Raw genomic sequence first — 23,558 nt, 5'->3', positions numbered from 1 at the left:
ACGCACCCCCGTAACCACCTGGGAGACATCCTCAATGTTCGATTCCGTACGCGACGACCTGCGCACGACCCTCGACGAGATCCGCGACGCCGGGCTCCAGAAGCCCGAGCGGGTCATCGGCACCCCGCAGTCCGCCACCGTCGCCGTCACCTCCGGTGGGCGCGCCGGTGAGGTCCTCAACTTCTGCGCCAACAACTACCTGGGGCTCGCCGACCACCCCGAGGTCGTCGCCGCGGCACACGAGGCCCTGGACCGCTGGGGCTACGGCCTGGCGTCCGTGCGCTTCATCTGCGGCACCCAGGAGGTCCACAAGGAGCTGGAGCAGCGGCTCTCGGCCTTCCTCGGCCAGGAGGACACGATCCTCTACTCCTCCTGCTTCGACGCCAACGGCGGAGTCTTCGAGACCCTGCTCGGCCCGGAGGACGCGGTGATCTCCGACGCCCTCAACCACGCCTCGATCATCGACGGCATCCGCCTGTCCAAGGCGAAGCGCTACCGCTACGCCAACCGCGACATGGCCGACCTGGAGCAGCAGCTCAAGGAAGCCTCCGGGGCGCGGCGCCGCCTCGTCGTCACCGACGGCGTCTTCTCCATGGACGGATACGTCGCGCCGCTCGCCGAGATCTGCGACCTCGCCGACCGCTACGGGGCCATGGTCATGGTCGACGACTCGCACGCCGTCGGATTCGTAGGACCCGGCGGCCGGGGCACCCCCGAGCTGCACGGCGTCATGGACCGCGTCGACATCATCACCGGCACGCTCGGCAAGGCCCTGGGCGGTGCGTCCGGCGGCTACGTCGCGGCGCGCGCCGAGATCGTGGCCCTGCTGCGCCAGCGCTCGCGCCCGTACCTCTTCTCCAACTCGCTCGCCCCGGTCATCGCCGCCTCCTCCCTCAAGGTCATCGACCTGCTGGAGTCCGCGGGGGACCTGCGCGAGCGGCTCAACGCCAACACCGCGCTCTTCCGCTCCCGGATGACCGAGGAGGGCTTCGACATCCTGCCCGGCGACCACGCCATCGCCCCCGTCATGATCGGGGACGCGGCGAAGGCAGGCCGGATGGCGGAGCTGCTCCTCGAGCGCGGTGTGTACGTGATCGGGTTCTCGTACCCCGTCGTCCCGCAGGGGGCCGCGCGCATCCGCGTCCAGCTCTCGGCCGCCCACTCCACCGACGACGTCAACCGCGCCGTGGACGCGTTCGTCGACGCGCGGAAGGCACTGGAGGCGTAGCAACTCCCGCCACCAGGGACAATGGGGGCATGATCGATGCACGGCGGCTGCGCATCCTCCGTGCCGTGGCCGACCACCGTACGGTGACCGCCGCGGCCGCCGCGCTCTACCTCACACCCTCCGCGGTCTCCCAGCAGCTCGCGGCCCTGGAGCAGGAGACCGGTCACCGGCTCGTCGAGCGCGGCGCACGCGGTGCCCGGCTGACGCCGGCGGGTGAGATCCTTCTGACCCACGCCAACGCGGTGCTCGCGCAGCTGGAGCGGGCCGAGGCGGAACTCGCCGACTACGGTGCCGGTGTGGCGGGCACCGTGACCGTCGCAGCGTTCGCGACGGGCATCGGCCTCGTCCTCGCCCCCGCGATCGCGGAGCTGTCGCGCACCGCACCCGGTATCCGGGTGCGGGTGCAGGACGCCGAGGGTGACGCCAGCGTGCCGATGGTGCTGGACCGGCAGGTCGATGTGGCGGTCGCCGTCGAATACCGCGGCGCGCCCGGCGAGGACGACCGGCGGCTGACCCGGGTGCCCCTGTACTCGGAGCCCTTCGACGCGGTGCTTCCGGCCGCCCACCCTCTCGCCGGCCAGGAGCACGTGGCCGTCGCGGACCTCGCCAAGGACGCCTGGATCGGCCCGTACCCCGGTAATCCCTGCCACGACGTGGTGGTCCTGGCCTGCGAGCTCGCCGGGTTCGCACCCCGGCTCGAGCACTCGTCGGACGACTTCCACGCGGTGGTCGCGCTGGCAGGGGCGGGCGCCGGGGTGGCGCTGGTACCCCGTTCGGCGCTGCGCGGCACCGGGCCGGCCGAGGCGGTGGTCCGGCCGGTCGAGGGCGTCGTCCCGACCCGCAGGGTCTTCGCCGCGGTGCGGCACGGGGCGGAGGGCCATCCACTGATCAAGCCGGTCCTCGACGCACTCCTCGCGGCGGCCCGGCCGGGCGGCGCCTCCGAGGCCCGGGCCGCGTGAGGGCAGGCCTCCTCGTCCGCTCGGCTCACGCGGGCTGCAGCAGGTCCCACCGGTTGCCGTAGAGGTCCTGGAAGACCGCGACGGAGCCGTACGTCTCGTGCCTGGGTTCCTCCAGGAAGCGGACTCCGGCCGCCAGCATCCGGCTGTGGTCACCGGCGAAATCCTCCGTGTGCAGGAAGAAGCCGACCCGGCCGCCGGTCTGCGCCCCGACGGCCGCCAGCTGGGCGTCGTCCTTGGCCCTGGCCAGCAGCAGCCCCGTGCCCGTCGTGCCGCGCGGCCGCACGACCACCCAACGGGTGCCGCCGCCCCGGTCCGTGTCCTCCACCACCTCGAAGCCGAGGGCATCGGTGTAGAAGGACAGGGCTTCGTCGTAGTCGCGGACGACCAGTGTGACCAGGGCGATGTGGGACATGGGGATCCTCGTCCTCGGAATGGCGGCAGAGTTCAGTTATACGTAACACTAACGCGCGGCCCGTCCGCCCGTGGACAATGCGCGCCATGGACACGAACGACCTCGCCGCCCTGGTGGCCCGGGCCCGCGGGCTCGCCGACCCGGGCGACCGCCGCATCCTCGGCATCGCGGGCCCGCCCGGAGCGGGGAAGTCCACCCTGGCGGCCCGGATCGTCGACGCGCTCCGGGGGCGCGCCGTGCTCGTCCCGATGGACGGGTTCCACCTGGCCGGGGCGGAACTCGAACGCCTGGGCCTGGCCGCCCGCAAGGGCGCTCCCGACACCTTCGACGCCGCCGGTTACGCGGCGCTCCTCGCGCGGCTGAGGAAGGCCGGGGAGCCCTGGCCGGTCTACGCGCCCGCCTTCGACCGGGCACTGGAGGAGCCGGTCGCCGGTTCGGTGTGCGTCGCCCCGGACATCCCGCTCGTCGTGACCGAGGGGAACTACCTGCTCCTGGACGAGGGGCCCTGGGCCGCCGTGCGCGGGCTGCTCGACGAGGTGTGGTTCCTCGACGCCGACCCGCGGGAGCGGGTGAGCGGCCTCGTGGAGCGGCATGTCCGGTTCGGTAAGCCCCGGGCGCACGCCGAGCGGTGGGTCGCCGGCTCCGACGAGCGCAACGCCCGGCTGGTCGAGCGGTACCGCGACCGCGCCGACCTCGTCGTGCGACGTCCCTGAGGCCGTGCCGCGCACTCGCGCCCATACTCGCGTCCGCCCGGGCGGACGGGCAGGATGCTGTGTGCCGCATCGCCCCGCCAGGAGGTCCCATGTCCAGCCCCGACCAGCCCGCGCCCTTCACCGCCGAGGACTACCGCGCCCGGATGGCCCGCGCGGCGGAGTCCGCCGACGCCGCCGGCCTGGCGGGTGTCCTCGTGGCCCCCGGCCCCGACATGGTCCACCTCACCGGCTACCGGCTGCCGGCCGAGACCGAGCGCCTCACCATGCTGGTCCTGCGCGCGGGACACGAGCCCGTCCTCGTCGTCCCGGCACTGGAGGCAGCGGACGCTGAGCGCGCCCCGGGCGCCCCCGCCCTCACCCTGCGGGAGTGGACCGACGCCGCCGATCCGTACGCCCTGACAGCCGCGCTGCTCGACCGCAAGGGCCGGTTCGGGATCAGCGACAACGCCTGGGCGCTCCACCTCCTGGCGCTGGGCAAGGACCTCCCCGACGCCTCCTACGCCTCGCTCACCGACGCCCTGCCGATGCTCCGCGCGGTCAAGGACGCGGCCGAGCTTGAACGGCTCGCCGCGGCCGGGGCGGCTGCCGACGCCACGTACGAGGAGATCCTGAAAGTCCGGTTCTCGGGGCGCCGGGAGAGCGAGGTGGCCACCGACCTCGCGGCCCTGCTGAAGCAGCACGGCCACGCGCAGGTCGACTTCACCGTGGTCGGCTCCGGACCGAACGGCGCGAACCCCCACCACGAGGCCGGCGACCGGACCATCGAAGCGGGCGACATGGTCGTCCTTGACTTCGGCGGGCTGAAGCACGGCTACGGCTCCGACACCTCCCGCACGGTCCACGTCGGTGAACCGACCGCCGAGGAGCAGCGCGTCCACGACGTCGTGCGGGAGGCGCAGGAGGCGGGCTGCCGCGCCGTCCGGCCGGGCGTCGCCTGCCAGGAGATCGACCGGGCGGCCCGCGCCGTCATCACGCAGTCCGGTTACGGCGAGCGTTTCATCCACCGCACCGGCCATGGCATCGGCGTCACCACCCACGAGCCGCCCTACATGATCGAGGGCGAGGAGCAGCCGCTCGTGCCCGGGATGTGCTTCTCCGTCGAGCCGGGCATCTATCTCCCGGGCCGGTTCGGCGTCCGCATCGAGGACATCGTGACCGTCACTCAGGACGGCGGCAGGCGGCTCAACACCACCTCGCGCGAGATGGCGATCGTGGAGTGACGGCCCGTCCGGCCCTACCCCGGTGCTGAGGACCGAGGTGGCGGCGCCCCCGGTTCGGTCCGGCGCGCCCCAGGGTGACGGCCCTGTTCAGTCGTCGGACAGCACCACGCAGGACTCCGGCGCAAGGTGCAGCAGCCCGTCCGGCCCCGGGGCGCCGGCCGGCTCCCACGCGGCCAGCACCCGGCCCCCACCCCGGCGCCGGCCCGCGCCGAGCGGAATCGCGGCGGGCTTGCCCGACAGGTTGACCACGACCCGCAGGTCCCCCCTTCGGCAGACGAGCCAGCGCGCCTCCTCGTCGAACGCCGTCCTGACCGAGGCGAGATCGGGGTCGGAGAGGTCGGGCAGGGCGTGGCGGAGGGCGATCAGCTCGCGGTACCAGGCCAGGAGCCTGGAGTGCGGCTCCCGCCCCGCTTCGCTCCAGTCCAGGCAGGACCGGCCCCGGGTGTCCGGGTCCTGCGGGTCCGGGATCTCCTCCTCGGCCCAGCCGTGCTCCGCGAACTCCCGCCGCCTGCCGTCCCGCACGGCGCGGGCGAGGTCCGGATCGGTGTGGTCGGTGAAGAACTGCCACGGCGTCCGGGCGCCCCACTCCTCGCCCATGAAAAGCATCGGGACGAACGGCCCGGTGAGCACCAGCGCCGCCGCACACGCCTGGAGCCCGGTCGGGAGCGTGGCGGCGAGCCGGTCGCCGAGGGCGCGGTTGCCGATCTGGTCGTGCGTCTGGGCGTAACCCACGAAGCGGTGCGCGGGTGCCCGGGTGACGTCCACGCGGCGGCCGTGCGTGCGGCCCCGGAAGCTGGAGTACGTGCCGTTGTGGAAGAACGCGCTGGTCAGCGTCTTGGCCAGGGCGGCCAGCGGGGCGGTCGCGAAGTCGGCGTAGTAGCCCTGGGATTCGCCGGTGAGAGCGGTGTGCAGGGCGTGGTGGAAGTCGTCGTTCCACTGGGCGTGCAGGCCGATGCCGCCCTCGCCGCGGGGCGTCGTCGTCCGCGGGTCGCAGAGGTCGGACTCGGCGATCAGCGCGAGCGGCCGCCCCAGCTCCGAGGCGAGCGCGTCGACGGCCGTGGACAACTCCTCCAGGAAGGTGAGCGCACGGCTGTCCGCCAGTGCGTGCACGGCGTCCAGGCGCAGGCCGTCCAGCCGGTAGTCCCGCAGCCAGGCGAGGGCGCTGCCCAGCAGGTACGCCCGGACCTCGTCCGACCCCGGTGCGTCCAGGTTGACGGCCGAGCCCCAGGGCGTGTGGTGCGTGTCCGTGAAGTACGGGCCGAAGGCCGGGAGGTAGTTGCCCGAAGGGCCCAGATGGTTATGGACCACGTCCAGGACGACGGCGAGACCCAGGCCGTGCGCCGTGTCGACAAAGCGCTTCAGTGCGCTCGGGCCTCCGTACGGCTCGTGCACCGCCCACAGTGACACTCCCTCGTACCCCCACCCGTGGGTTCCCGGGAACGGGCAGACGGGCATCACGGACACATGGGTGATGCCGAGGTCCACGAGATGGCCGAGCCGCGCGGCCGCGGCGTCGAAGGTGCCCGCGTCCGTGAAGGTGCCGACGTGGAGCTCGTACAGGACGGCGCCGGGCAGACCCCGCCCCGCCCACGTGGTCCGCCAGGCGTGGGCGTCCTGGTCGACTACCGCGCTCTCGCCGTCCGGCCCGTCCGGCTGGCGCCGCGACCGCGGATCGGGCAGCACGGGGCCGCCGTCCAGCGAGAAGCCGTACCGGTCGCCGTCCCCGGCCTCCGCCTCGGAGGTCCACCAGCCCGGCCGCAGAGGGTCGCGCTCCATCGGGCCGCGCCCGCCCGCCGTGCAGAGCGCCACGGACCCGGCCTCGGGAGCCCACACCTCGAACTGCATTCACCACTCCTCGTCCATGAACCGGATGCCGCGCCGGAGGCCCCATGATCGGCGGAATTCGCGTGCACGGCCCCGGGACACTGGAGCGAGCCCGCACCTGACGATTAGGGTCTGGTCCTGATCATTGCCCTGCCGGGTTCCGCTCATTCGCGGCGAGCCCGGGCAGTAATACAAGGTCCCTCTTACGGCTGCTGGAGGCCGAGATGACCGTGCCGACGTTCCCACCCGGATTCCTGTGGGGTGCCTCCGCCTCCGCTTTCCAGACGGAGGGGGCCTTCGACGCCGACGGGAAGGGGCCGTCCGGCTGGGACGCCTTCGCCGCGCAGCCCGGCCGCATCAAGGACGGCACCGACACCACCCGGGGCACCGGCTTCCACGAGCACTACCGCGAGGACGTCGCCCTGCTCGCCGGACTCGGCGCGGACGCCTTCCGCTTCTCCATCAGCTGGCCCCGTGTCGTCCCCGGCGGGAGCGGCTCCCTCAACCCCGCCGGGCTGGACTTCTACGACCGGCTCGTCGACGAGCTCTGCGCGCACGGCATCACCCCGGCCCCGACCCTCTACCACTGGGACACCCCGCTCCCGCTCGACGAGGCGGGCGGCTGGCTGAACCGGGACACCGCCTACCGCTTCGCGGAGTACGCGGGAATCGTCGCGGAGCGCCTCGCCGACCGGGTGCCCATGTGGATCACCATCAACGAACCGGCCGAGGTCACCATGCTGGGCTACGCGCTCGGCGAGCACGCCCCCGGCCGCACCCTCCTCTTCGACGCCCTGCCGGCCGCCCACCACCAGCTCCTCGCGCACGGCCTCGCCGTGCGGGCGCTGCGCGCCGCGGGCGCGGACAACATCGGCATCGCGCTCTCCCACTCGCCCGTCTGGACGGCGGGCGACTCGGACGAGGACCGCGTGGGCGCGGAACTCTACGACACCCTGACCAACTGGCTGTTCGCCGACCCGGTCCTCACCGGCCGCTATCCCGACGAGGGCTTCGCCGCCCTGATGCCCGGGCCGGTCGAGGACGACCTCAAGGTCATCTCGGCTCCCCTCGACTGGTACGGCGTCAACTACTACAACCCGACCCTCGTGGGCGCCCCGCGGCCCGAGGCACTCGACTCCTTCTCGGGGTACGCCATGCCCGAGGGGCTGCCGTTCGGCATCAGGGAGATCGAGGGGTACGACACCACCGACTTCGGCTGGCCCGTCGTCCCCGAAGGACTCGCCGAGACGCTCGGCCAGTTGCGTGACCGCTTCGGCGACAGGCTGCCGCCCGTCTACATCACGGAGAACGGCTGCGCCGTCGACGAGCCCGTCGCCGACGGCCGCCGCATCGCCTTCCTGGAGGGACACCTGGAAGCCCTGCGGACGGCCATCGACGCGGGTGTCGACGTACGCGGCTACTTCACCTGGTCACTGACCGACAACGTCGAGTGGACCGAGGGGGCGAGCAAACGGTTCGGCCTGGTCCACATCGACTACGAGACGCTGCGGCGCACCCCCAAGGAGTCGTACGCCTGGTACCGCGACGTGATCAGCGCGCAGCGCACCGGGAGCACGCAGGAGACGACGCTCACACCAGGTGGACACGCTCCCGCGTGACGCGGTGGCCGGCCGGGTGGGCACGTCCACCGGTCTGCCCGCGCACCGGCTCCCAGCGGCCCGCGAGCGGCAACCCTGTTTCCCGAGACGGGATTTGCGGGCTCCGGTGCAGGTCAGGAGCACTGATACCGGGGTTCTTCTGGACACCCCCGGGCTGTCGGCCCGACAATCGGCAGTGTGACGTCCTCCTTCGAGTCCCACACGTACCCCGCGCGGTTGTCCGACGCCCAGCGCGACCGTGTCCTCGGTGTGCTCAGGGACGGCGCGGCCCAGGGCAAGCTCTCCCACGACACCTTCCTGCGGCGCATGGAACTCGCCCTGGTCGCCCGGCGCCCCGAGGACCTGGCGGCGCTCACCTCCGACCTGGAGTCCGGCGGGCGCTGGACCCGTGGGCTCTTCCGTGCCGTGGGCGGCGTCTCCGCCTTCCCCGCACGGGTGCGCAGGGCCTGGCAGTCGGAGCGGCTGCCCAAGCTGATGCTGCCCGTGCCCGGCCCGCACCCCCTGCTCATCGGCCGTGATCCGGGCAACGGACTCCGGCTCAGCCACGAGACGGTGTCACGGCTGCACGCCGAACTGACCGCACACGGCAGCCGGTGGATCCTGCGCGACCTGGGCTCGACGAACGGCACCTGTGTCAACGGACAGCGGGTCGTCGGGTCGGTCGTGGTGCGCGACGGGGACCAGGTGAGCTTCGGCCGGATGACCTTCCGGCTCACCGCCTCGCTCCCGGCCCCCCCGGCCTGAGCCCGCCCCACCCCGGTCAGCCGCCCCCGGGGGTGCCAGAACCGCCCGTCCGCACGAGGAGCGCCACGGGACGCTCCGCGAAGAGTTCCGCCACCGGGACGTCAGGACCGGTGAAATCCCCGCCCGGTGACAGGAGGTCGGTCCACGGTCCCTCGCCGGGCAGCGTGAGCACGGTGTCGCGCCAGCCGCCCTCCTCGTCGAGCCGCAGCGCCAGCCGCGTCACCGCCGTGACCACCTCGCCGGACCGGCAGAACGCCAGGCAGTGGGCGGCCGCAGGACCCCGCGCGGACACCGGGGCGTAGGTGCCGGACTCGCCGAAGACCTCGGGGCGTTCCCGGCGCAGCCGCAGCGCGGCCACCGTGAGCGCCGCCTTCTCGTCACCGCCCTCCGAGGGCCTGCTGAACGGCCGCCGGTTGTCCGGGTCGACCAGTGCGATGTACTCCCGCTCCGTGCCCTGGTAGAGATCGGGGACGCCCGGCATCGTCAGGTGCACCAGCGCCGCGCCCAGGACATTGGCCCGCACGAAGGGCGCGAGTTCCTGCGCGAACCGGGTCATCAGCACCCGTGCCTCGCCGGCGTCGCTGGCCGGACCCGCCCCGACGAAGTCGGTCACCGCACGCTCGTACGCAGGATCCGGCTCGGTCCAGCTCGTGAACAGACCCGCTTCCCGCACGGACTTCAGCAGCGCGGGCTCCAGCCGCCCCGCCATCTCACCCACCGGCAGGCCCGCGCAGCCGTACGCCGACTGCCAGGCCTGCCAGGCCAGCTGCGGGTCGGGCGCCGGCACGGGCGTGGCCCTGGACAGCTGCTCCACCAGGGAGGACCACCTCTCCGGGCACTCGGACAGGACCGCGATCCGGGCCCGCACGTCCCCGCTGCGTTTGGTGTCGTGCGTGGTCAGCACGGTGCCGGTGCCGGGCCAGTCACGGCTGAGGCGGGTGCCGAAGGCATGGAACTCCTCGGGGCTCACCGCCGGCTGCCCCGGGTCGCCGCCCACCTCGGTCGCCGAGATCAGCGGGACGTACCGGTAGAACGCCGTGTCCTCCACGGACTTGGCGTGCAGGGCGGAGGCCGTCTGCGCGAACCGCGCGCAGAACGACGCGTGCTCCGGCCCGTCGCCCAGCCGACCCAGCGCCAGGCCCCGCACCACGTCCACCGCGTCCGCCTCCTGGGGGACGGAGAACGCGGCCTTGGCGTCCCGCACCGCCTCGGCCGGCAGCGTCGACTCCGCGATCTCCGTGAGCGGCCCGCCGGCCGTGACGTACGGCCGGTAGACGGGCACCCGTACCAGCAGCTCGCGCACCGCCGTGTGCAGCGCCCACGGGGCGTGGTCGCGCGTCGAGGGATCCCCGGCGCAGACCTGGACGGCGAGACGTGTCAGCCATTCCGTCTCGGCGGCCAGTTCGTGGGTGACGACGCGGTACGCCGCCCTGCGGACGGTGGCGGTCCAGTAGCCGCCGCGATCGCCCTGGGGGCCCGCGAAGTCCCGGTAGCGGCCGAGCAGGTCCGCCGCGCCCATCGGGTCGGTGAACAGGCCGTCGATCCGGTGCAGCGCGTCGTACCCGGTCGTCCCCGCGACCGCCCAGCCGGCGGGCAGGGCCTCGGCGCCGGTGAGGATCTTCTCGACCACCGTCCAGCGTCCGCCGGTGGCCTCGCCCAGCTGCCGGAGATACGCCTCGGGATCGGCCAGCCCGTCCGGGTGGTCGATGCGCAGCCCCTCGACGACCCCGTCGCGGACCAGTTCGAGGATCTTGCCGTGAGTGGCGGCGAACACCTCGGGATGCTCCACCCGGACCCCGATCAGGTCGGAGATGGTGAAGAAGCGCCGGTAGTTCAGCTCGGTCCTGGCCAGCCGCCACCAGGCGAGACGGTAGTGCTGGGCGGCCAGCAGTTCGGGCAGGGGGAGGTCCGCCGTGCCGTCGCGCAGGGGGAACTCCAGATCGGCGTAGCGGAGTACGGGCGTGCCGTCGCCCCGGGCGCCCCGCTCGAAGCGGGCGCTCTCCTCGCCGACGCGCCCCCCGAGCACCGGCAGCAGGACCTTCCCGCCTCCGGCCGCCCAGTCGATGTCGAACCAGCGGGCGTACGGGGAATCCGGACCCTCGCGCAGCACCTCCCACAGCGGCAGGTTGTGGCGGGGCGCGGCGGCCATGTGGTTCGGCACGATGTCCAGGACGAGCCCGAGGCCGTGGGCCCGCGCTGTGGCGGACAGTTCGCGCAGCCCCTCCTCACCGCCGAACTCGGCCCGCACCCTGCCGTGGTCGACGACGTCGTAGCCGTGTCCGGAGCCGGGCACGGCCTCCAGGACGGGCGAGAGGTGCAGATGGGAGACGCCGAGCTCGGCGAGATACGGCACGGCGTCCGCGGCGGCGGCGAACGGGAAGTCCGGTTGGAGCTGCAGCCGGTACGTGGCGGTGGGCGTCATGGACTCGTACGTACCCAGCCGGGCGGCTCTCTCCCCACCTTCTCGGCCACCCGGCACCCACCGGCGGGGCGCCATCGCGTCCCCGGCACCCCATCGGCCTACGCCGGACGTTTGAGCACGCTGAGACTCCGGCCGACGAGAGTCACCCGCTCACCCGCGGACACCTTGGGCCCCGCGCCCGGCGGCACCCCGTCCGGTACGGCGGTGTCCACGACGACCTGCCACTGCTTGCCGTGGTTCATCGGCACGGCGAACTCCAGGGTCTCGGCCCCCGCGTTGAACATCAGCAGGAACGAGTCGTCGGAGATCCGCTCGCCGCGGGGCCCCGGCTCGGAGATCGCGTGGCCGTTCAGGAAGACCGTCATCGCCTTGGCGTGGGCGGCCTGCCAGTCCCGCTGGGTCATCTCCTCACCCCTGGGGGTGAACCACGCGATGTCGGACAGCTCGTCGTGCGTGCCCTCCACCGGACGGCCGTGGAAGAAGCGCCTGCGCCGGAAGACCGGGTGGTCGCGCCGCAGCCAGACCATCGCCCGGGTGAACTCCAGCAGGCTCGTGTCCGTGCCGCCGCCGTCATCGTCCTTGTCCTCGGCGCGCGCGGCGGCGGCCGGGTCGGGCCAGTGGACCCAGGAGAGCTCGTTGTCCTGGCAGTAGCCGTTGTTGTTGCCCCGCTGCGTGCGTGCGAACTCGTCGCCGTGGCTCAGCATCGGCACGCCCTGGGACAGCATCAGCGTGGCGATGAAGTTGCGCATCTGACGGCTGCGCAGCTCCAGGACCTCCTTGTCCTCGGTCTCGCCCTCCGCGCCGCAGTTCCACGAGCGGTTGTGGCTCTCGCCGTCCCGGTTGCCCTCGCCGTTGGCCTCGTTGCGCTTGTCGTTGTACGAGACGAGGTCGTGCAGCGTGAAGCCGTCGTGGCAGGTCGTGAAGTTGATCGAGGCGAGCGGGCGCCGCCCGTCGTCCTGGTAGAGGTCGGACGAGCCCGTGAGGCGGCCCGCGAATTCGGCGAGCGTGCGCGGCTCGCCCCGCCAGAGGTCACGGACGGTGTCGCGGTACTTGCCGTTCCACTCGGTCCACAGAGGCGGGAAGTTACCGACCTGGTAACCGCCCTCGCCCACGTCCCACGGTTCGGCGATCAGCTTCACCTGACTCACGACCGGGTCCTGCTGGACCAGGTCGAAGAACGACGACAGCCGGTCCACCTCGTGGAACTGGCGTGCGAGCGTGGCCGCCAGATCGAAGCGGAAGCCGTCCACATGCATCTCGGTCACCCAGTACCGCAGCGAGTCCATGATCAGCTGCAGGACGTGCGGGGACCGCATGAGCAGGGAGTTCCCGGTGCCCGTGGTGTCCATGTAGTACTTCTGGTCATCGGCCAGGCGGTAGTACGAGGCGTTGTCGAGCCCCCGGAAGGAAAGCGTCGGGCCGAGGTGGTTGCCCTCCGCCGTGTGGTTGTAGACCACGTCGAGGATCACCTCGATGCCCGCTTGATGCAGTGCCTTGACCGCCTGTTTGAACTCCAGCACCTGCTCGCCCCGGTCGCCCCACGAGGCGTAGGCGTTGTGCGGCGCGAAGAAGCCGATGGTGTTGTAGCCCCAGTAGTTGGCGAGGCCCGCGTCGGCCAGCCGGTGGTCCTGGACGAACTGGTGGACCGGCATCAGTTCGATCGCCGTCACCCCCAACTCGGTCAGGTGGGCGATGATCTCCGGGTGCGCGAGTCCCGCGTACGTGCCGCGCAGTTCCTCGGGCAGGCCCGGGTGGAGCATGGTCAGGCCCTTCACGTGGGCCTCGTAGATCACCGTGCGGTGGTAGTCCGTACGGGGGCGGCGGTCGTCGCCCCAGTCGAAGTAGGGGTTGACCACGACCGAGCTCATCGTGTGCGGCGCCGAGTCGAGGTCGTTGCGCTCGTCCGGCTTCCCGAACGGATAGCCGTACACCGCCTCGCCCCACTCGATCTTTCCGGAGATCGCACGTGCGTACGGGTCGAGGAGCAGTTTCGCCGAGTTGCAGCGCTGCCCGTGCTGCGGCTCGTACGGGCCGTGCACCCGGAAGCCGTAACGCTGCCCCGGCATCACCCCGGGCAGATAGGCATGACGGACGAAGGCGTCGGTCTCGCGGAGTTCCACCGCCGTCTCCGAACCGTCGTCGTGCAGCAGGCACAACTCGATCCGGTCGGCGGCCTCGGAGAAGACCGCGAAGTTGGTTCCGGCGCCGTCGTAGGTGGCGCCGAGGGGATAGGCGTGTCCCGGCCAGACCTGCATAGATAGGACTCTTCCACTTCTGATCCGGGTGCTGGGGGTTTTCGCCCCGATACTCCCCGAAAGACGGTCCTGTACCTAGTACGTCGGCCGGTGCGGCCGGGTCCCGTCGACGCGATCCCGTCGGGCCGGTCAACCTGGGACACTTCCGTGTCGCCCGGACAGGGGGCACGGGCCGCCCGACAGCTCCTCCGTCCGGTATGCGGCATGCGAGAGGGTGCGCAATCACTATGAACCATCTCACTCCATCCGATCTCGTCGCAAGGAACAGGCCGGATTCATAGGGGAGTTGAGTGAGGAGCATGTGCATCCTGCTGCACCGGCTCCCGCTTGCGGAGTACCCTTCCTTGATCGTTGGTGGGGGAGTGGAAGGCGGTACGCGGGTGAGCTCGGGAGGATTCGAGCTGCCCCCAGGTGACGCAGGTCACGAGGGGGAATCGACCGATGCCCAGCCGGGGGCGGTCTCCCTCGCACAGCCCATGGAGATCGGCGCCGAGCTGGACTGGGGCGCGGACGCCTGGAACGAGGTGCGTACGCGCGCCCAGCGGGCGGGGCGTGCGTACATCTGGCTGAATCTGGTGGAGCAGCGGCTGCGCGCCGTGGTCTCCGCGGTGATCCGGCCGATCTACGAACCGGTGCACGGCGAGGACTGGGTGGTCGCCGCCGCGGGGCCCGCCGGGCAGGAGTGGGTGCAGCGGGCCGTGGCGGTCCGTGAGGTCTCCCGCCGCAAGGGCTATCTGCTCGACCCGGCCGACGACAACGTCCTCAGCTTCCTGACACTGCCGCAGCTGCGCGAGCTGATGGTCCAGCACTGGCCCTGTTTCGAGCCCTACTTCGACGACCGCCGCGAGGTCGAGCTCGCACTCGACGAGCTGGAGGTGGCCCGCAACGTCGTCTCCCGCAACCGCGCGCTGAACGAGGCGGTGCTCGCGCAGGCCGAGCGGGCCTCCGCCCGGCTCCTGGAGATCCTCGGCAGCGGGGCCGCCGTCCCGTCCGCCGACCGGCTGCCCGTCGACGCGGTGGAGGAGCTGGTCGGCGACCGCTACGCCGACGTGGTGTCGGTCCACCCCGACCGGGTGCGGCTGCAGCGCCAGCTGCCCGCCGAGGACCTGTTCGGCGGCGCCCGCCGGCTGGACGCGATCGGCATCGGTCTCAACCTCCTCACGCAGAACTTCTCCGGGCGCCGGCTGGTCCGCCTCGCCGAGTCCGGCTGCCGGGTCAGGCTGCTCTTCATCAACCCGGCGAGCAGCGCGGTCAAGCGCAGGGAGCGCGAACTGGGCCTCAAGAAGGCCGAGCTGAGCCGCTCGGTGGAGATGAACATCCTCCACATGCGCCGGGTCCGCTCCAAGCTCCGGGACCCCGACGCCTTCCAGATCCACGTCTTCGACGAGACGCCGCGCTTCACGGCGTACCTGGTGGACGGCGACGGTCCCGACGCCGTCGGGGTCGTCCAGCCCTATCTCCGGCGGGCACGCGGCATGGAGGCGCCCGTGCTGGTGCTGCGCGGCGGCGGGCGCGCGGTGGTCCGGGCGGGGCAGGACAGCGAGCACGGACTCTTCGAGACCTACCGCGAGGAGTTCGAGTCGGTCTGGACGGACTCCAGGCCCGTCTCCTGACGCCCCCTCCTCCCGTTGTCAGTGGCGCGTGCGAGGGTTGGTCATCACTCGGGGGAACGCACCACAGGAGGAGGCAGGGGATGAGCTGGCACCAGGAGCGCCTGGTCGGTTTCGACCTGGAGACGACGGGCACGGACCCGTCGGAGGCCCGGATCGTCACCGCCGCGGTCGTCGCGGTGGACAGCAGGCACGGCGAGCCGGTCCGCAGCGGCACCTGGCTGGCGGACCCCGGCATACGGATTCCCGAGCAGGCTTCCGCCATCCACGGCATCAGCAGCGAGCGGGCGGCGGCGGAGGGCCGCCCGGTGCGCGAGGTGGCGGACGAGATCGCGGGGACGCTCGTGGAGTACTGGCGCGAGGGTGTGCCCGTGGTGGCCTACAACGCGGCGTTCGACCTGACGCTGCTCTCCGCCGAGCTGCGGCGCCATGGTCTGCCGTCCCTGGGTGACCGGCTGGGCGGCCGGGAGGTCGGACCCGTCATCGACCCGTACACCATCGACCGCGCCGTCGACCGGTACCGCAAGGGCAAGCGCACCCTGGAGGCGGTCTGCGTGGAGTACGGCGTGGTGCACGGCGGGGCGCACGACGCGGCCGCCGACGCGCTGGCGGCGGTGCGCGTGGCCTACGCGATAGCGGAGCGGCACGGCTCGGTCGCCGCCCTGCCGACGGCCGAGCTGCACGAGCGTCAGATCGCGTGGTATGCGGACTGGGCCGCCGACTTCCAGGAGTTCCTGCGCCGCAAGGGCACGGCTGACGCGGTGATCGACGGCCGCTGGCCGCTGCGGGAGCCGGCCGCGGCGACCGCCTCCTGACGCCGCCCGCTCAGAAGGGGTACCAGCGCACCTCGGGGTCGTCCTCGCGCAGTGACGCCACCCTGCGGCGGAATTCCGTCAGTGCCCTGGGGTTCACGGCGGCGTGCTGGGAGACCCAGGCGCAGCTCGCCGTCTCGCGTGCGCCGCGCAGCACCGCGCATCCCTCCCAGGCGCGTACGTCCCAGCCGTACGCCTCGGTGAAATCGTCGTAGGCGTCGGCGGGCAGGCCGTACCGGTCCCGGGAGAGTGCGAGGACCACCAGATCGTGCTCGCGCAGATCGGCTGAGAAGGTCTCCAGGTCGACCAGGACCGGCCCGTCGGGGCCGATGTGGACGTTCCGGGGGAGGGCGTCGCCATGAATGGGGCCCGGTGCCAGGTGGGGGGCCAGGGCAGCCGCTGCCTTGGCGAAACCGTCGCGCCGGCCCCGCAGGTAGTCCGCGTCGGCGGGGTCGATCGCGTCGCCCGCCAGTCGCAGCCAGCGCTCGACCCCGCCGAGCAGCTCGCGGCGCGGAAGCGTGAAGTCCTCGGGTGCGGGCAGGGCGTGCACCTGCGTGAGCAGCGGCGCCAGATCGCGCGGCAGCGGCGGGCGTACGGCGTCCGGCAGCCGGTGCCAGAGCGTCACCGGGTGCCCCTCCACCAGCCGGGCGTCCGGTTCGGCGGCACGCACGGCCGGCACGCCGGACGCGGCCAGCCAGCGGGCCACGGCCACTTCACGCGCAGCCCGGTCCCGCAGCTCCGGGTGGTGGGTCGCGTCCCGGCCGACCTTGATCACCACGTCACCGTCGGCGAACACCGCGTTCTCGCCCAGCGCGAGGAGCTCGGCGCCGCCCGGCAGTCCGGCGGCGGTCAGAACCTCGCGTGCGCGCATCTCGTCCATGGCCGGATTTTCTCATCCCCGCAGGCCACCTTGACGAACGGGCGGCCCGTCAGCACGATGACGGAGGCCGCCCAGGCAGCCAGACGGATATGAAACCGATCCAATCGGGCAAAGGGGTCGAATTCATGGCACTGGCGACCGCAACGACGCGGTCCGGGCGCAAGGTCCCCCAGGAGGGGCCGCGCGTGCGCCGGAGGCGGGACGCGGCGACGTGGTTCCTGGTACTGCCCGCGCTGATCCCGATCCTGATCCTGAGTGTCGGCCCCCTGCTCTACGGCATCGCACTGGCCTTCACGGACGCGCAGTCGGGGCGTACCCGCTCCACGCAGTTCATCGGCGTCCTCAACTTCCAGGACCTGCTGCACGACGGCCTGTTCTGGGAGTCCTTCCGGATCGGGCTGCTGTGGGCCGTCGGCGTCACGGTGCCGCAGTTCGTCCTCGCCCTCGGCCTCGCACTGCTGCTCGACGCGAACCTCCGGATGCGCTGGCTGGCCAGGGCGCTGGCGATCATCCCGTGGGCGATGCCCGAGGTGGTCGTCGGCATCATGTGGCGTCTCGTCTACAACCCCGACGCGGGCATCCTGAACGAGACGATCCGCGATCTCGGGCTCGGGGACGGCAGGGACTGGCTGACCGGCCTCGCCACCGCCCTGCCCGCCGTGATCGTCGTCGGCGTCTGGGCCGGCATGCCCCAGACCACCGTCGCGCTCCTCGCCGGACTCCAGAACACCCCGCACGAACTCCACGAGGCGGCCGCCCTGGACGGGGCCGGCGCGTGGCGCCGTTTCCGGACCGTCACCTGGCCCGCCCTCAGACCGGTGGCGCTCGCCATCAGCGCCCTCAACTTCATCTGGAACTTCAACTCCTTCGCCCTGGTCTACGTCCTGACCAGCGGCGGCCCCGGCGGACGAACCCGGCTGCCGATGCTCTTCGCCTACGAAGAGGCGTTCCGCTACGGACAGTTCGGCTATGCCGCCGCCATGGGATGCGTGATGGTCGCCGTCATCTCGGTGATCCTCGCGGTCCACCTCGTCGGCCGGCTCAGGGGAGGCGAGGACGCATGAGCCTCCGTACGGGCAGAACCGCGCGCGCCGGCCAGTACACCGCGCTCCTGTGCTACCTCGTCTTCCTGGCGTTCCCCTTCCTGTGGCTGATCTCCACCGCCTTCAAACCGGCCCGCGAGCTGGGGTCACTGCACCCCACCTGGATCCCCCGGGACCCGACCCTGGACAACTTCCGGCAGGCCTTCGACGAGCAGCCGCTGCTCAGGGCCGCGGCCAACTCGCTCACCGCCGCGCTCTGTGCGGCGCTGATCGCCGTGGTCATCGCCACACCCATGGCCTATGTGATGGCGCGTCACCGGGGACGCATGGCCACGGCCGCCACCGGGTGGGTCGTGATCAGTCAGGCGTTCCCCTTCGTCCTGGTGATCATTCCGCTCTTCCTCGTCCTCAAGAACCTGCACCTGATCAACTCCTTGTGGGGGCTGATCCTGGTGTACGTCGTCTGGTCGCTGCCCTTCGCGCTGTGGATGCTGGCCGGCTACGTACGTGCCGTGCCGCCCGAACTCGAGGAGGCGGCGGCGGTCGACGGCGCAGGGAAGGCGCGCACCCTCCTGTCCGTCACCGCACCGTTGCTGGCCCCCGGGATCGTCGCCACGGCGCTGTTCGCGTTCATCACCGCGTGGAACGAGTTCTTCTTCGCCCTCGTCCTCCTCAAGACACCGGAGAAGCAGACCTTGCCGGTCGTACTCACCCATTTCCTCGGCGCGGAAGGGGTGGCCGACCTCGGACCCCTCGCCGCCGCCGCGTTCCTCGCCACCCTGCCCTCACTCGTCCTCTTCGCGGTCATCCAGAAGCGGATCACGGGCGGTCTGGCGGCCGGGGCGGTGAAGCACTGATGCGGCTCCCCACGACGGCCGCGGTGCTCGCCACCGCGTTCGCTCTCCTGCTCTCGGGCTGCTCCGGCGACGGCGGAGGCGGCGCGGACGCCGACGGCACGGTCCGGCTCAGCTTCCAGTCGCTCGCCTGGCAGAAGGAGTCCGTGGAGGCCAACAGGCAGCTCGTCCAGGAGTGGAACGCCGCCCACCCGGACATCCAGATCGACTACGTCCAGGGCAGCTGGGACAACGTCCACGACCAGCTGCTCACCTCCTTCGAAGGCGGCGAGGCGCCGGACATCATCCACGAAGCCTCCGACGACCTCGCGGACTTCGCGTACGGCGGCTACCTCGCCGACCTGCGCGCCCTCCTGCCCGGCAGGCTGACCGAGGACATCCCGGAGCAGTCCTGGGCGACCACCACCTTCGGCGGCGGCGTCTACGGAGTCCCGTTCCTCCAGGAACCCAAGGTCCTGATCGCGAACAAGGAGATCCTCGACTCCTCGGGCGTACGGATCCCGACCCCCGAGAAGCCGTGGTCCTGGACCGAGTTCCGGCAGGTGACCGCCGAGCTGACCGGGAAGGGGCGGTACGGCGTCGCCTGGCCGCTCAAGGAACCGGTCTCCGTCACCCTCAACCTCGGCCTGTCGGCCGGCGGGCAGCTCTTCCACCGCGGCGCGGACGGCACGGTGGAGATCCGCTTCGGCGAGGGGGACGGGGTCATGCCGCGTACGGTCCGCGACCAGGTCGGCTCCGACGGCAGCGCGGCGCGGACGGCTCTGGGCATGGGGGGCTCGGACACGCTCCCCGGATTGTTCGGCGGCAGGTACGCCATGGTCCCGCTGGGCTTCTCCTACCGCCAGCAGGTCGTCGAGCAGGCGCCCGAGGGCTTCGAGTGGACAGTCCTCCCCACACCGTCGGGCAGCGGCGGGCTCGCCCAGGGCGTCAGCCCGCAGACCCTCTCGGTCGCGCAGGACAGCCCGCACAAGAAGGAAGCCGCGCAGTTCATCGACTTCATGCTGCGCCCGGACAACATGGTGCGCCTGGCCAAGGGCGACTGGATGCTGCCGACCGGGACCCGGGCGCTCGCGGACCCGGCCCTGCACGTGGCGGAGAACGGCTGGGCGACGGGGACGGCCCTGGCCCGCGCGCTGCGCCCGGCTCCCGCGCAGTCGGTGCGCGGTTACCCCGAGTGGAAGGACAAGGTGGCCACCCCCGCGCTGCAGGAGTACTACAGCGGGGCCATCGGCGCCGAGGAGCTGAGGAAGCGCCTGGTCGAGGACGGCAACCGGGTGCTCGACCGCTACCAGCGCTGATCCGAGGCCGAGGCGCTGCCGGTACTGATCCGAGGCCGGCGGTGATTTCCGGCATCGCGGGTTCGGCCGAACCGCTGGACCCGAACCAACTGGACGAGACGTATCGTCTCGTTTATCGTCGATGGCATGACGCCGACGCCGCGTGCCCACATCGCCATGTTCTCCATCGCCGCCCATGGGCACGTGAACCCGAGCCTCGAAGTGATCCGTGAACTCGTCGCCCGTGGGCACCGTGTCAGCTACGCCATCCCCGCCTCCTTCGCCGACGCGATCGCCGCAACCGGCGCGGAGCCGGTGATCTACACCTCCGTGCTGCCCACCTCGCCCGAGGGCTGGGGCAGCGAACTCATCGATCATCTCGAGCCGTTCCTCACCGATGCCGTCCAGGCCCTGCCGCGGCTGGCCGAGGCGTTCGAGGGCGACGAGCCGGATCTCGTCCTGCACGACATCACCGCGTACCCGGCCCGGGTGCTCGCCCACCGATGGGGCGTGCCCGCCGTCCAGCTGTGGCCCAACCTGGTCCCGTGGGAGGGGTACGCCGAGGAGGTGGGGGACCCTGCGACCGCCGGGCTGAAGCAGACGGAGCGGGGCCGCGCGTACTACGCGCGCTTCGCGGCCTGGCTCGCCGGAAACGGCCTCGGCGGCCTCTCGTCCGACGACTTCGTGGCCCGGCCGCGCCGGGGCCTGGTGCTGATCCCGGAAGTGCTCCAGCCGAACGCCGACCGCGTGGACCACGACAGGTTCACCTTCGTCGGGGCCTGCCAGGGCGACCGTGCCGACCAGGGGGAGTGGGAGCGGCCTGCCGACGCCGGCAAGGTCCTGCTCGTCTCGCTCGGCTCGTCGTTCACGGGCGAGCCGGCGTTCTACCGTGCGTGCGTCGAGGCCTTCGGTGACCTGCCGGGCTGGCACGTCGTGCTGCAGATCGGCGCCCACGTCGACCCCGCCGAACTCGGGCGCGTACCGGGGAACGTCGAAGTGCACCCCTGGGTACCGCAGTTGTCCGTGCTGAAGCAGGCGGACGCCTTCGTCACCCACGCGGGTGCGGGCGGCAGCCAGGAAGGACTCGCCACCGGTACACCGATGGTGGCCGTCCCGCAGGCCGTCGACCAGTTCGGCAACGCGGACATGCTGCAGTCGCTCGGAGTCGCCAGGCGCCTGCCGAAGGAGGAGGCGGACGCCGCGGCCCTGCGCGCCGCCGTCCTCGCTTTGGTGGACGACCCCGAGGTCGCCGGGAGGCTCGCGCGCATCGGGGAGCGGATGCGGGGTGAGGGCGGCACGCGGCGGGCGGCCGACCTCATCGAGGCCGAACTCGCCCGGTAGGTACGCGCCCGGCGCTGCGGCGCTGCCCGGCGTGTGCCTTTCCCGGACCGCTTCCGGCGGACGCCGGAAGCGCCGTCAACGAGGTGAGGCGGGGGTGGACCGCCCCGGCCGCCTTGAAGTGCCGGGCCCGGGGAGCGCCGGGAGTTCGCGGGAGGCTTCGGGGCGCGGCAGCCATCGCCCGAAGGGCCGCCGGAACTCGTCGGTGCACGACCTGAAAGGGTGCAGGGGTGTTGGCCGACGACCGGACCGAGGCTCCGGACGTCCCCGTTCCAGGTGCCCCCATGGGCGAGCGCAAGCCGGGCTTCAGTGTCCGATAACGCCTGGTGTGCGGCAGTTTTCTGTGGCGAAAGCTTGCCGACTGCGTGACGGCTGCATGAAGGTCTTGATCTGCGCGCGTCAATCGAGCAGTGTTTCGACCCAACCCCCGGAGATCTTCCGGCCGAGGGTCAATCCCCCCACAAAGAATGACGAGGAGACCCCTCTTCATGGCAACTCACAAGCGCACTCGCTCGCTCAAGCTCACCGCGTCGATAACAGCCGTGGCGGCTGCCGCCGGCGTCACCCTCTTCACCACCCAGTTCGCGGGAGCCGCTCCGGCTCCCGCGACGGGCACCGTCTACGGCGCCGACGCGGCCTCGGCCGTCTCCGGCAGCTACATCGTGATGCTGGACGAGAAGGCCGACAAGGCCGAGCTCGCTCAGGAGTACGGCGGCAAGCTGAGGCGCACCTACAGTTCCGCCATCAACGGGTTCTCCGCCAGCGGCCTTTCGGACACCGAGGCCAAGCGCCTCGCCGCCGACCCGGCGGTGGCCAAGGTCGTCCAGAACAAGAAGTTCCACATCGACGCCACGCAGGACAACCCGCCGTCCTGGGGTCTGGACCGGATCGACCAGGCCGAGACCGCCGGGGACGGCGCCTATACCTATCCGGACGCCGCCGGTGACGGCGTCACCGCCTATGTCATCGACACCGGTGTCCGTGTCACCCACACCGACTTCGAGGGCCGGGCCACCTCGGGCTTCGACGCCGTGGACAACGACGACGACGCCAACGACGGAAACGGACACGGCACACACGTGGCCGGGACCATCGCCGGTGCCGCGCACGGCGTCGCCAAGAAGGCCGAGATCGTGGCCGTCAGGGTGCTGGACGACGCGGGCTCGGGAACGACCGAGCAGGTCGTCGCCGGCATCGACTGGGTCACCGCGAACCACAAGGGGCCGTCCGTCGCCAACATGAGCCTGGGCGGGGGCGCCGACCCGGCACTCGACGCCGCGGTGCAGAAGGCCGTCGCCTCCGGTGTCACCTTCGCGGTGGCCGCCGGCAACGAGTCGAGCGACGCGGGGGAGGGTTCGCCCTCCCGGGTCCCGGAGGCCATCACGGTCGCCTCGTCCACGAAGGACGACGAGCAGTCGTCGTTCTCCAACTTCGGCTCCGTCGTGGACATCTATGCCCCCGGCTCGGACATCACGTCCGCCTGGAACGAGAGCGACGACGCCACCAACACCATCTCCGGGACGTCCATGGCGACCCCGCACGTCGTCGGCGCGGCCGCCGTGTACCTGGGCGGACACCCGGACGCGACTCCCCAGGCGGTAGCCACCGCGCTCACCGGGGGCGCCACCTCGGACGCCATCAGCAACGCGACCGAGGGCACGGCCAACAAGCTCCTGAAGATCGTCGAGTAGCGAGACGCGACGGCCGCCGTGCCCTCCCCCACGGGGCGCGGCGGCCGTCGGCAGGGCCTTCCGGCCCGACGCGGACCGGACGCCCTAGGGTGGGGACATGAGCACGATGTACGCGGCGCTGCTGCGCGGGGTCAACGTCAGCGGCCACCGGCGGGTCCCCATGGCGGAACTCCGCACGCTGCTCGGCGAACTGGGCCACGAGGACGTCGCGACGTACCTGCAGAGCGGCAACGCCGTGTTCCGCAGCGCGACGGGCGACGAGAACACCCTGGCCGCCGGGCTCCAGCGGGCGATCGAGGAACGGTTCGGCTTTCCTGTCGACTGCCTCGTGCGCTCGGGCGCCTATCTCGCGGCGGTCGCGGACGGCTGTCCCTTTCCCGCCGCCGAGCTGGAACCCAAGCAGCTGCACGTCACCTACTTCGACCAGCCCGTCGACGCCGCCCGTTACGCCCCGCTCGACGCCGAGGCGTTCCTCCCCGAGGAGTTCCGGGTGGGTGAGCGGGCCCTGTATCTGTACGCACCCGAAGGGCTCGGCCGCTCCAAGCTGGCCGTCGCGCTGGGCCGCCCCGCGCTCAACCGGGGCCTCGTGGCGACCAGCCGCAACTGGAACACCGTGGTCAGGCTTGTGGAGATGACGCGTGACTGAGCCCTCGCCCG

General features: G+C 72.0%; 18 protein-coding genes and 1 pseudogene. 14 read left to right on the top strand and 5 right to left on the bottom strand.

Annotation, left to right across the window (positions count from 1 at the left end; all coding sequences use genetic code 11):
- Positions 1-34 precede the first annotated feature (34 nt).
- Together OG206_RS06630 and OG206_RS06625 are read left to right on the top strand one after the other, a co-directional pair.
- Positions 35-1,228, top strand: coding sequence for a glycine C-acetyltransferase (locus tag OG206_RS06630; RefSeq protein WP_327113207.1), 1,194 nt, complete (start codon positions 35-37; stop codon positions 1,226-1,228).
- A gap of 29 nt (positions 1,229-1,257) precedes the next feature.
- Positions 1,258-2,187: a LysR family transcriptional regulator gene (locus tag OG206_RS06625; RefSeq protein ID WP_327113205.1), complete on the top strand. Its 930-nt coding sequence runs from the start codon at positions 1,258-1,260 to the stop codon at positions 2,185-2,187.
- A gap of 25 nt (positions 2,188-2,212) precedes the next feature.
- Here OG206_RS06625 and OG206_RS06620 read toward each other — a convergent pair whose 3' ends face one another.
- A complete protein-coding gene (locus OG206_RS06620) occupies positions 2,213-2,599 on the bottom strand; it encodes a VOC family protein (protein ID WP_327113203.1) in 387 nt (128 codons plus the stop codon).
- Between the two features lie 86 nt (positions 2,600-2,685).
- On the opposite strand from OG206_RS06620, the gene OG206_RS06615 reads away from it, so the two are divergent.
- Together OG206_RS06615 and OG206_RS06610 are read left to right on the top strand one after the other, a co-directional pair.
- Positions 2,686-3,312, top strand: coding sequence for a nucleoside/nucleotide kinase family protein (locus tag OG206_RS06615; protein ID WP_327113201.1), 627 nt, complete (start codon positions 2,686-2,688; stop codon positions 3,310-3,312).
- Between the two features lie 89 nt (positions 3,313-3,401).
- Entirely contained in the window at positions 3,402-4,532 is a 1,131-nt protein-coding gene (locus OG206_RS06610) for an aminopeptidase P family protein (RefSeq protein WP_327113199.1), read from the top strand.
- Positions 4,533-4,619: 87 nt separating this feature from the next.
- On the opposite strand, the gene treZ is transcribed toward OG206_RS06610, so the two are convergent.
- Positions 4,620-6,377, bottom strand: coding sequence for a malto-oligosyltrehalose trehalohydrolase (gene treZ / locus OG206_RS06605; RefSeq protein ID WP_327113197.1), 1,758 nt, complete (start codon positions 6,375-6,377; stop codon positions 4,620-4,622).
- 203 nt (positions 6,378-6,580) lie between these two features.
- Here treZ and OG206_RS06600 point away from each other — a divergent pair, with 203 nt between their 5' ends.
- Both OG206_RS06600 and OG206_RS06595 read left to right on the top strand, forming a co-directional pair.
- The gene (locus OG206_RS06600; protein ID WP_327113195.1) at positions 6,581-7,975 is read left to right on the top strand and encodes a GH1 family beta-glucosidase; all 1,395 of its coding nucleotides are present in this window, start codon (positions 6,581-6,583) and stop codon (positions 7,973-7,975) included.
- 177 nt (positions 7,976-8,152) lie between these two features.
- Entirely contained in the window at positions 8,153-8,719 is a 567-nt protein-coding gene (locus OG206_RS06595; RefSeq protein ID WP_327113193.1) for a DUF1707 and FHA domain-containing protein, read from the top strand.
- 16 nt (positions 8,720-8,735) lie between these two features.
- On the opposite strand, the gene treY is transcribed toward OG206_RS06595, so the two are convergent.
- Complete coding sequence (gene treY / locus OG206_RS06590) at positions 8,736-11,141, bottom strand: malto-oligosyltrehalose synthase (RefSeq protein WP_327113191.1); 2,406 nt, start codon at positions 11,139-11,141, stop codon at positions 8,736-8,738.
- A 98-nt stretch (positions 11,142-11,239) separates the two neighbouring features.
- Positions 11,240-13,396 carry a glycogen debranching protein GlgX gene (gene glgX / locus OG206_RS06585; protein WP_327113189.1) on the bottom strand — a complete coding sequence of 719 codons (2,157 nt, stop codon included), beginning with the start codon at positions 13,394-13,396 and terminating at the stop codon, positions 11,240-11,242.
- Positions 13,397-13,776: 380 nt separating this feature from the next.
- Between glgX and OG206_RS06580 the strand changes: the two genes are divergently transcribed.
- Together OG206_RS06580 and OG206_RS06575 are read left to right on the top strand one after the other, a co-directional pair.
- Positions 13,777-15,009 (top strand): SAV2148 family HEPN domain-containing protein, encoded by a 1,233-nt coding sequence (locus OG206_RS06580; protein ID WP_327113187.1) that lies wholly within the window; start codon positions 13,777-13,779, stop codon positions 15,007-15,009.
- A gap of 80 nt (positions 15,010-15,089) precedes the next feature.
- Positions 15,090-15,821, top strand: a complete 732-nt coding sequence (locus OG206_RS06575; RefSeq protein ID WP_327113185.1) for a 3'-5' exonuclease — start codon at positions 15,090-15,092, stop codon at positions 15,819-15,821.
- A gap of 10 nt (positions 15,822-15,831) precedes the next feature.
- Here the strand turns inward: OG206_RS06575 and OG206_RS06570 are convergent, their stop codons facing one another.
- Complete coding sequence (locus OG206_RS06570) at positions 15,832-16,698, bottom strand: aminoglycoside phosphotransferase family protein (protein WP_327113183.1); 867 nt, start codon at positions 16,696-16,698, stop codon at positions 15,832-15,834.
- A 125-nt stretch (positions 16,699-16,823) separates the two neighbouring features.
- Between OG206_RS06570 and OG206_RS06565 the strand changes: the two genes are divergently transcribed.
- From OG206_RS06565 to OG206_RS06540, 6 genes and pseudogenes are all read left to right on the top strand, one after another.
- Positions 16,824-17,762 (top strand): carbohydrate ABC transporter permease, encoded by a 939-nt coding sequence (locus tag OG206_RS06565; protein WP_327113181.1) that lies wholly within the window; start codon positions 16,824-16,826, stop codon positions 17,760-17,762.
- Complete coding sequence (locus OG206_RS06560; protein ID WP_327113179.1) at positions 17,759-18,598, top strand: carbohydrate ABC transporter permease; 840 nt, start codon at positions 17,759-17,761, stop codon at positions 18,596-18,598. The genes OG206_RS06565 and OG206_RS06560 overlap by 4 nt, the downstream gene beginning before the upstream one ends.
- Positions 18,598-19,893, top strand: coding sequence for an ABC transporter substrate-binding protein (locus tag OG206_RS06555; protein ID WP_327113177.1), 1,296 nt, complete (start codon positions 18,598-18,600; stop codon positions 19,891-19,893). The genes OG206_RS06560 and OG206_RS06555 overlap by 1 nt, the downstream gene beginning before the upstream one ends.
- Before the next feature lie 74 nt (positions 19,894-19,967).
- A pseudogene (mgt, locus tag OG206_RS06550) lies at positions 19,968-21,213 on the top strand (macrolide-inactivating glycosyltransferase).
- A 485-nt stretch (positions 21,214-21,698) separates the two neighbouring features.
- On the top strand, positions 21,699-22,901 hold the full coding sequence (locus OG206_RS06545; protein WP_327113172.1) for a S8 family peptidase: 1,203 nt from the start codon (positions 21,699-21,701) through the stop codon (positions 22,899-22,901).
- Between the two features lie 97 nt (positions 22,902-22,998).
- A complete protein-coding gene (locus OG206_RS06540) occupies positions 22,999-23,547 on the top strand; it encodes a DUF1697 domain-containing protein (RefSeq protein WP_327113170.1) in 549 nt (182 codons plus the stop codon).
- Positions 23,548-23,558: the final 11 nt, after the last annotated feature.

It is taken from the genome of Streptomyces sp. NBC_01341, from assembly GCF_035946055.1.
In the GTDB taxonomy this organism is placed as follows: domain Bacteria; phylum Actinomycetota; class Actinomycetes; order Streptomycetales; family Streptomycetaceae; genus Streptomyces.
Note: the sequence above shows the minus strand (reverse complement) of the source record. Positions and strands in the feature narration are given on the sequence as shown.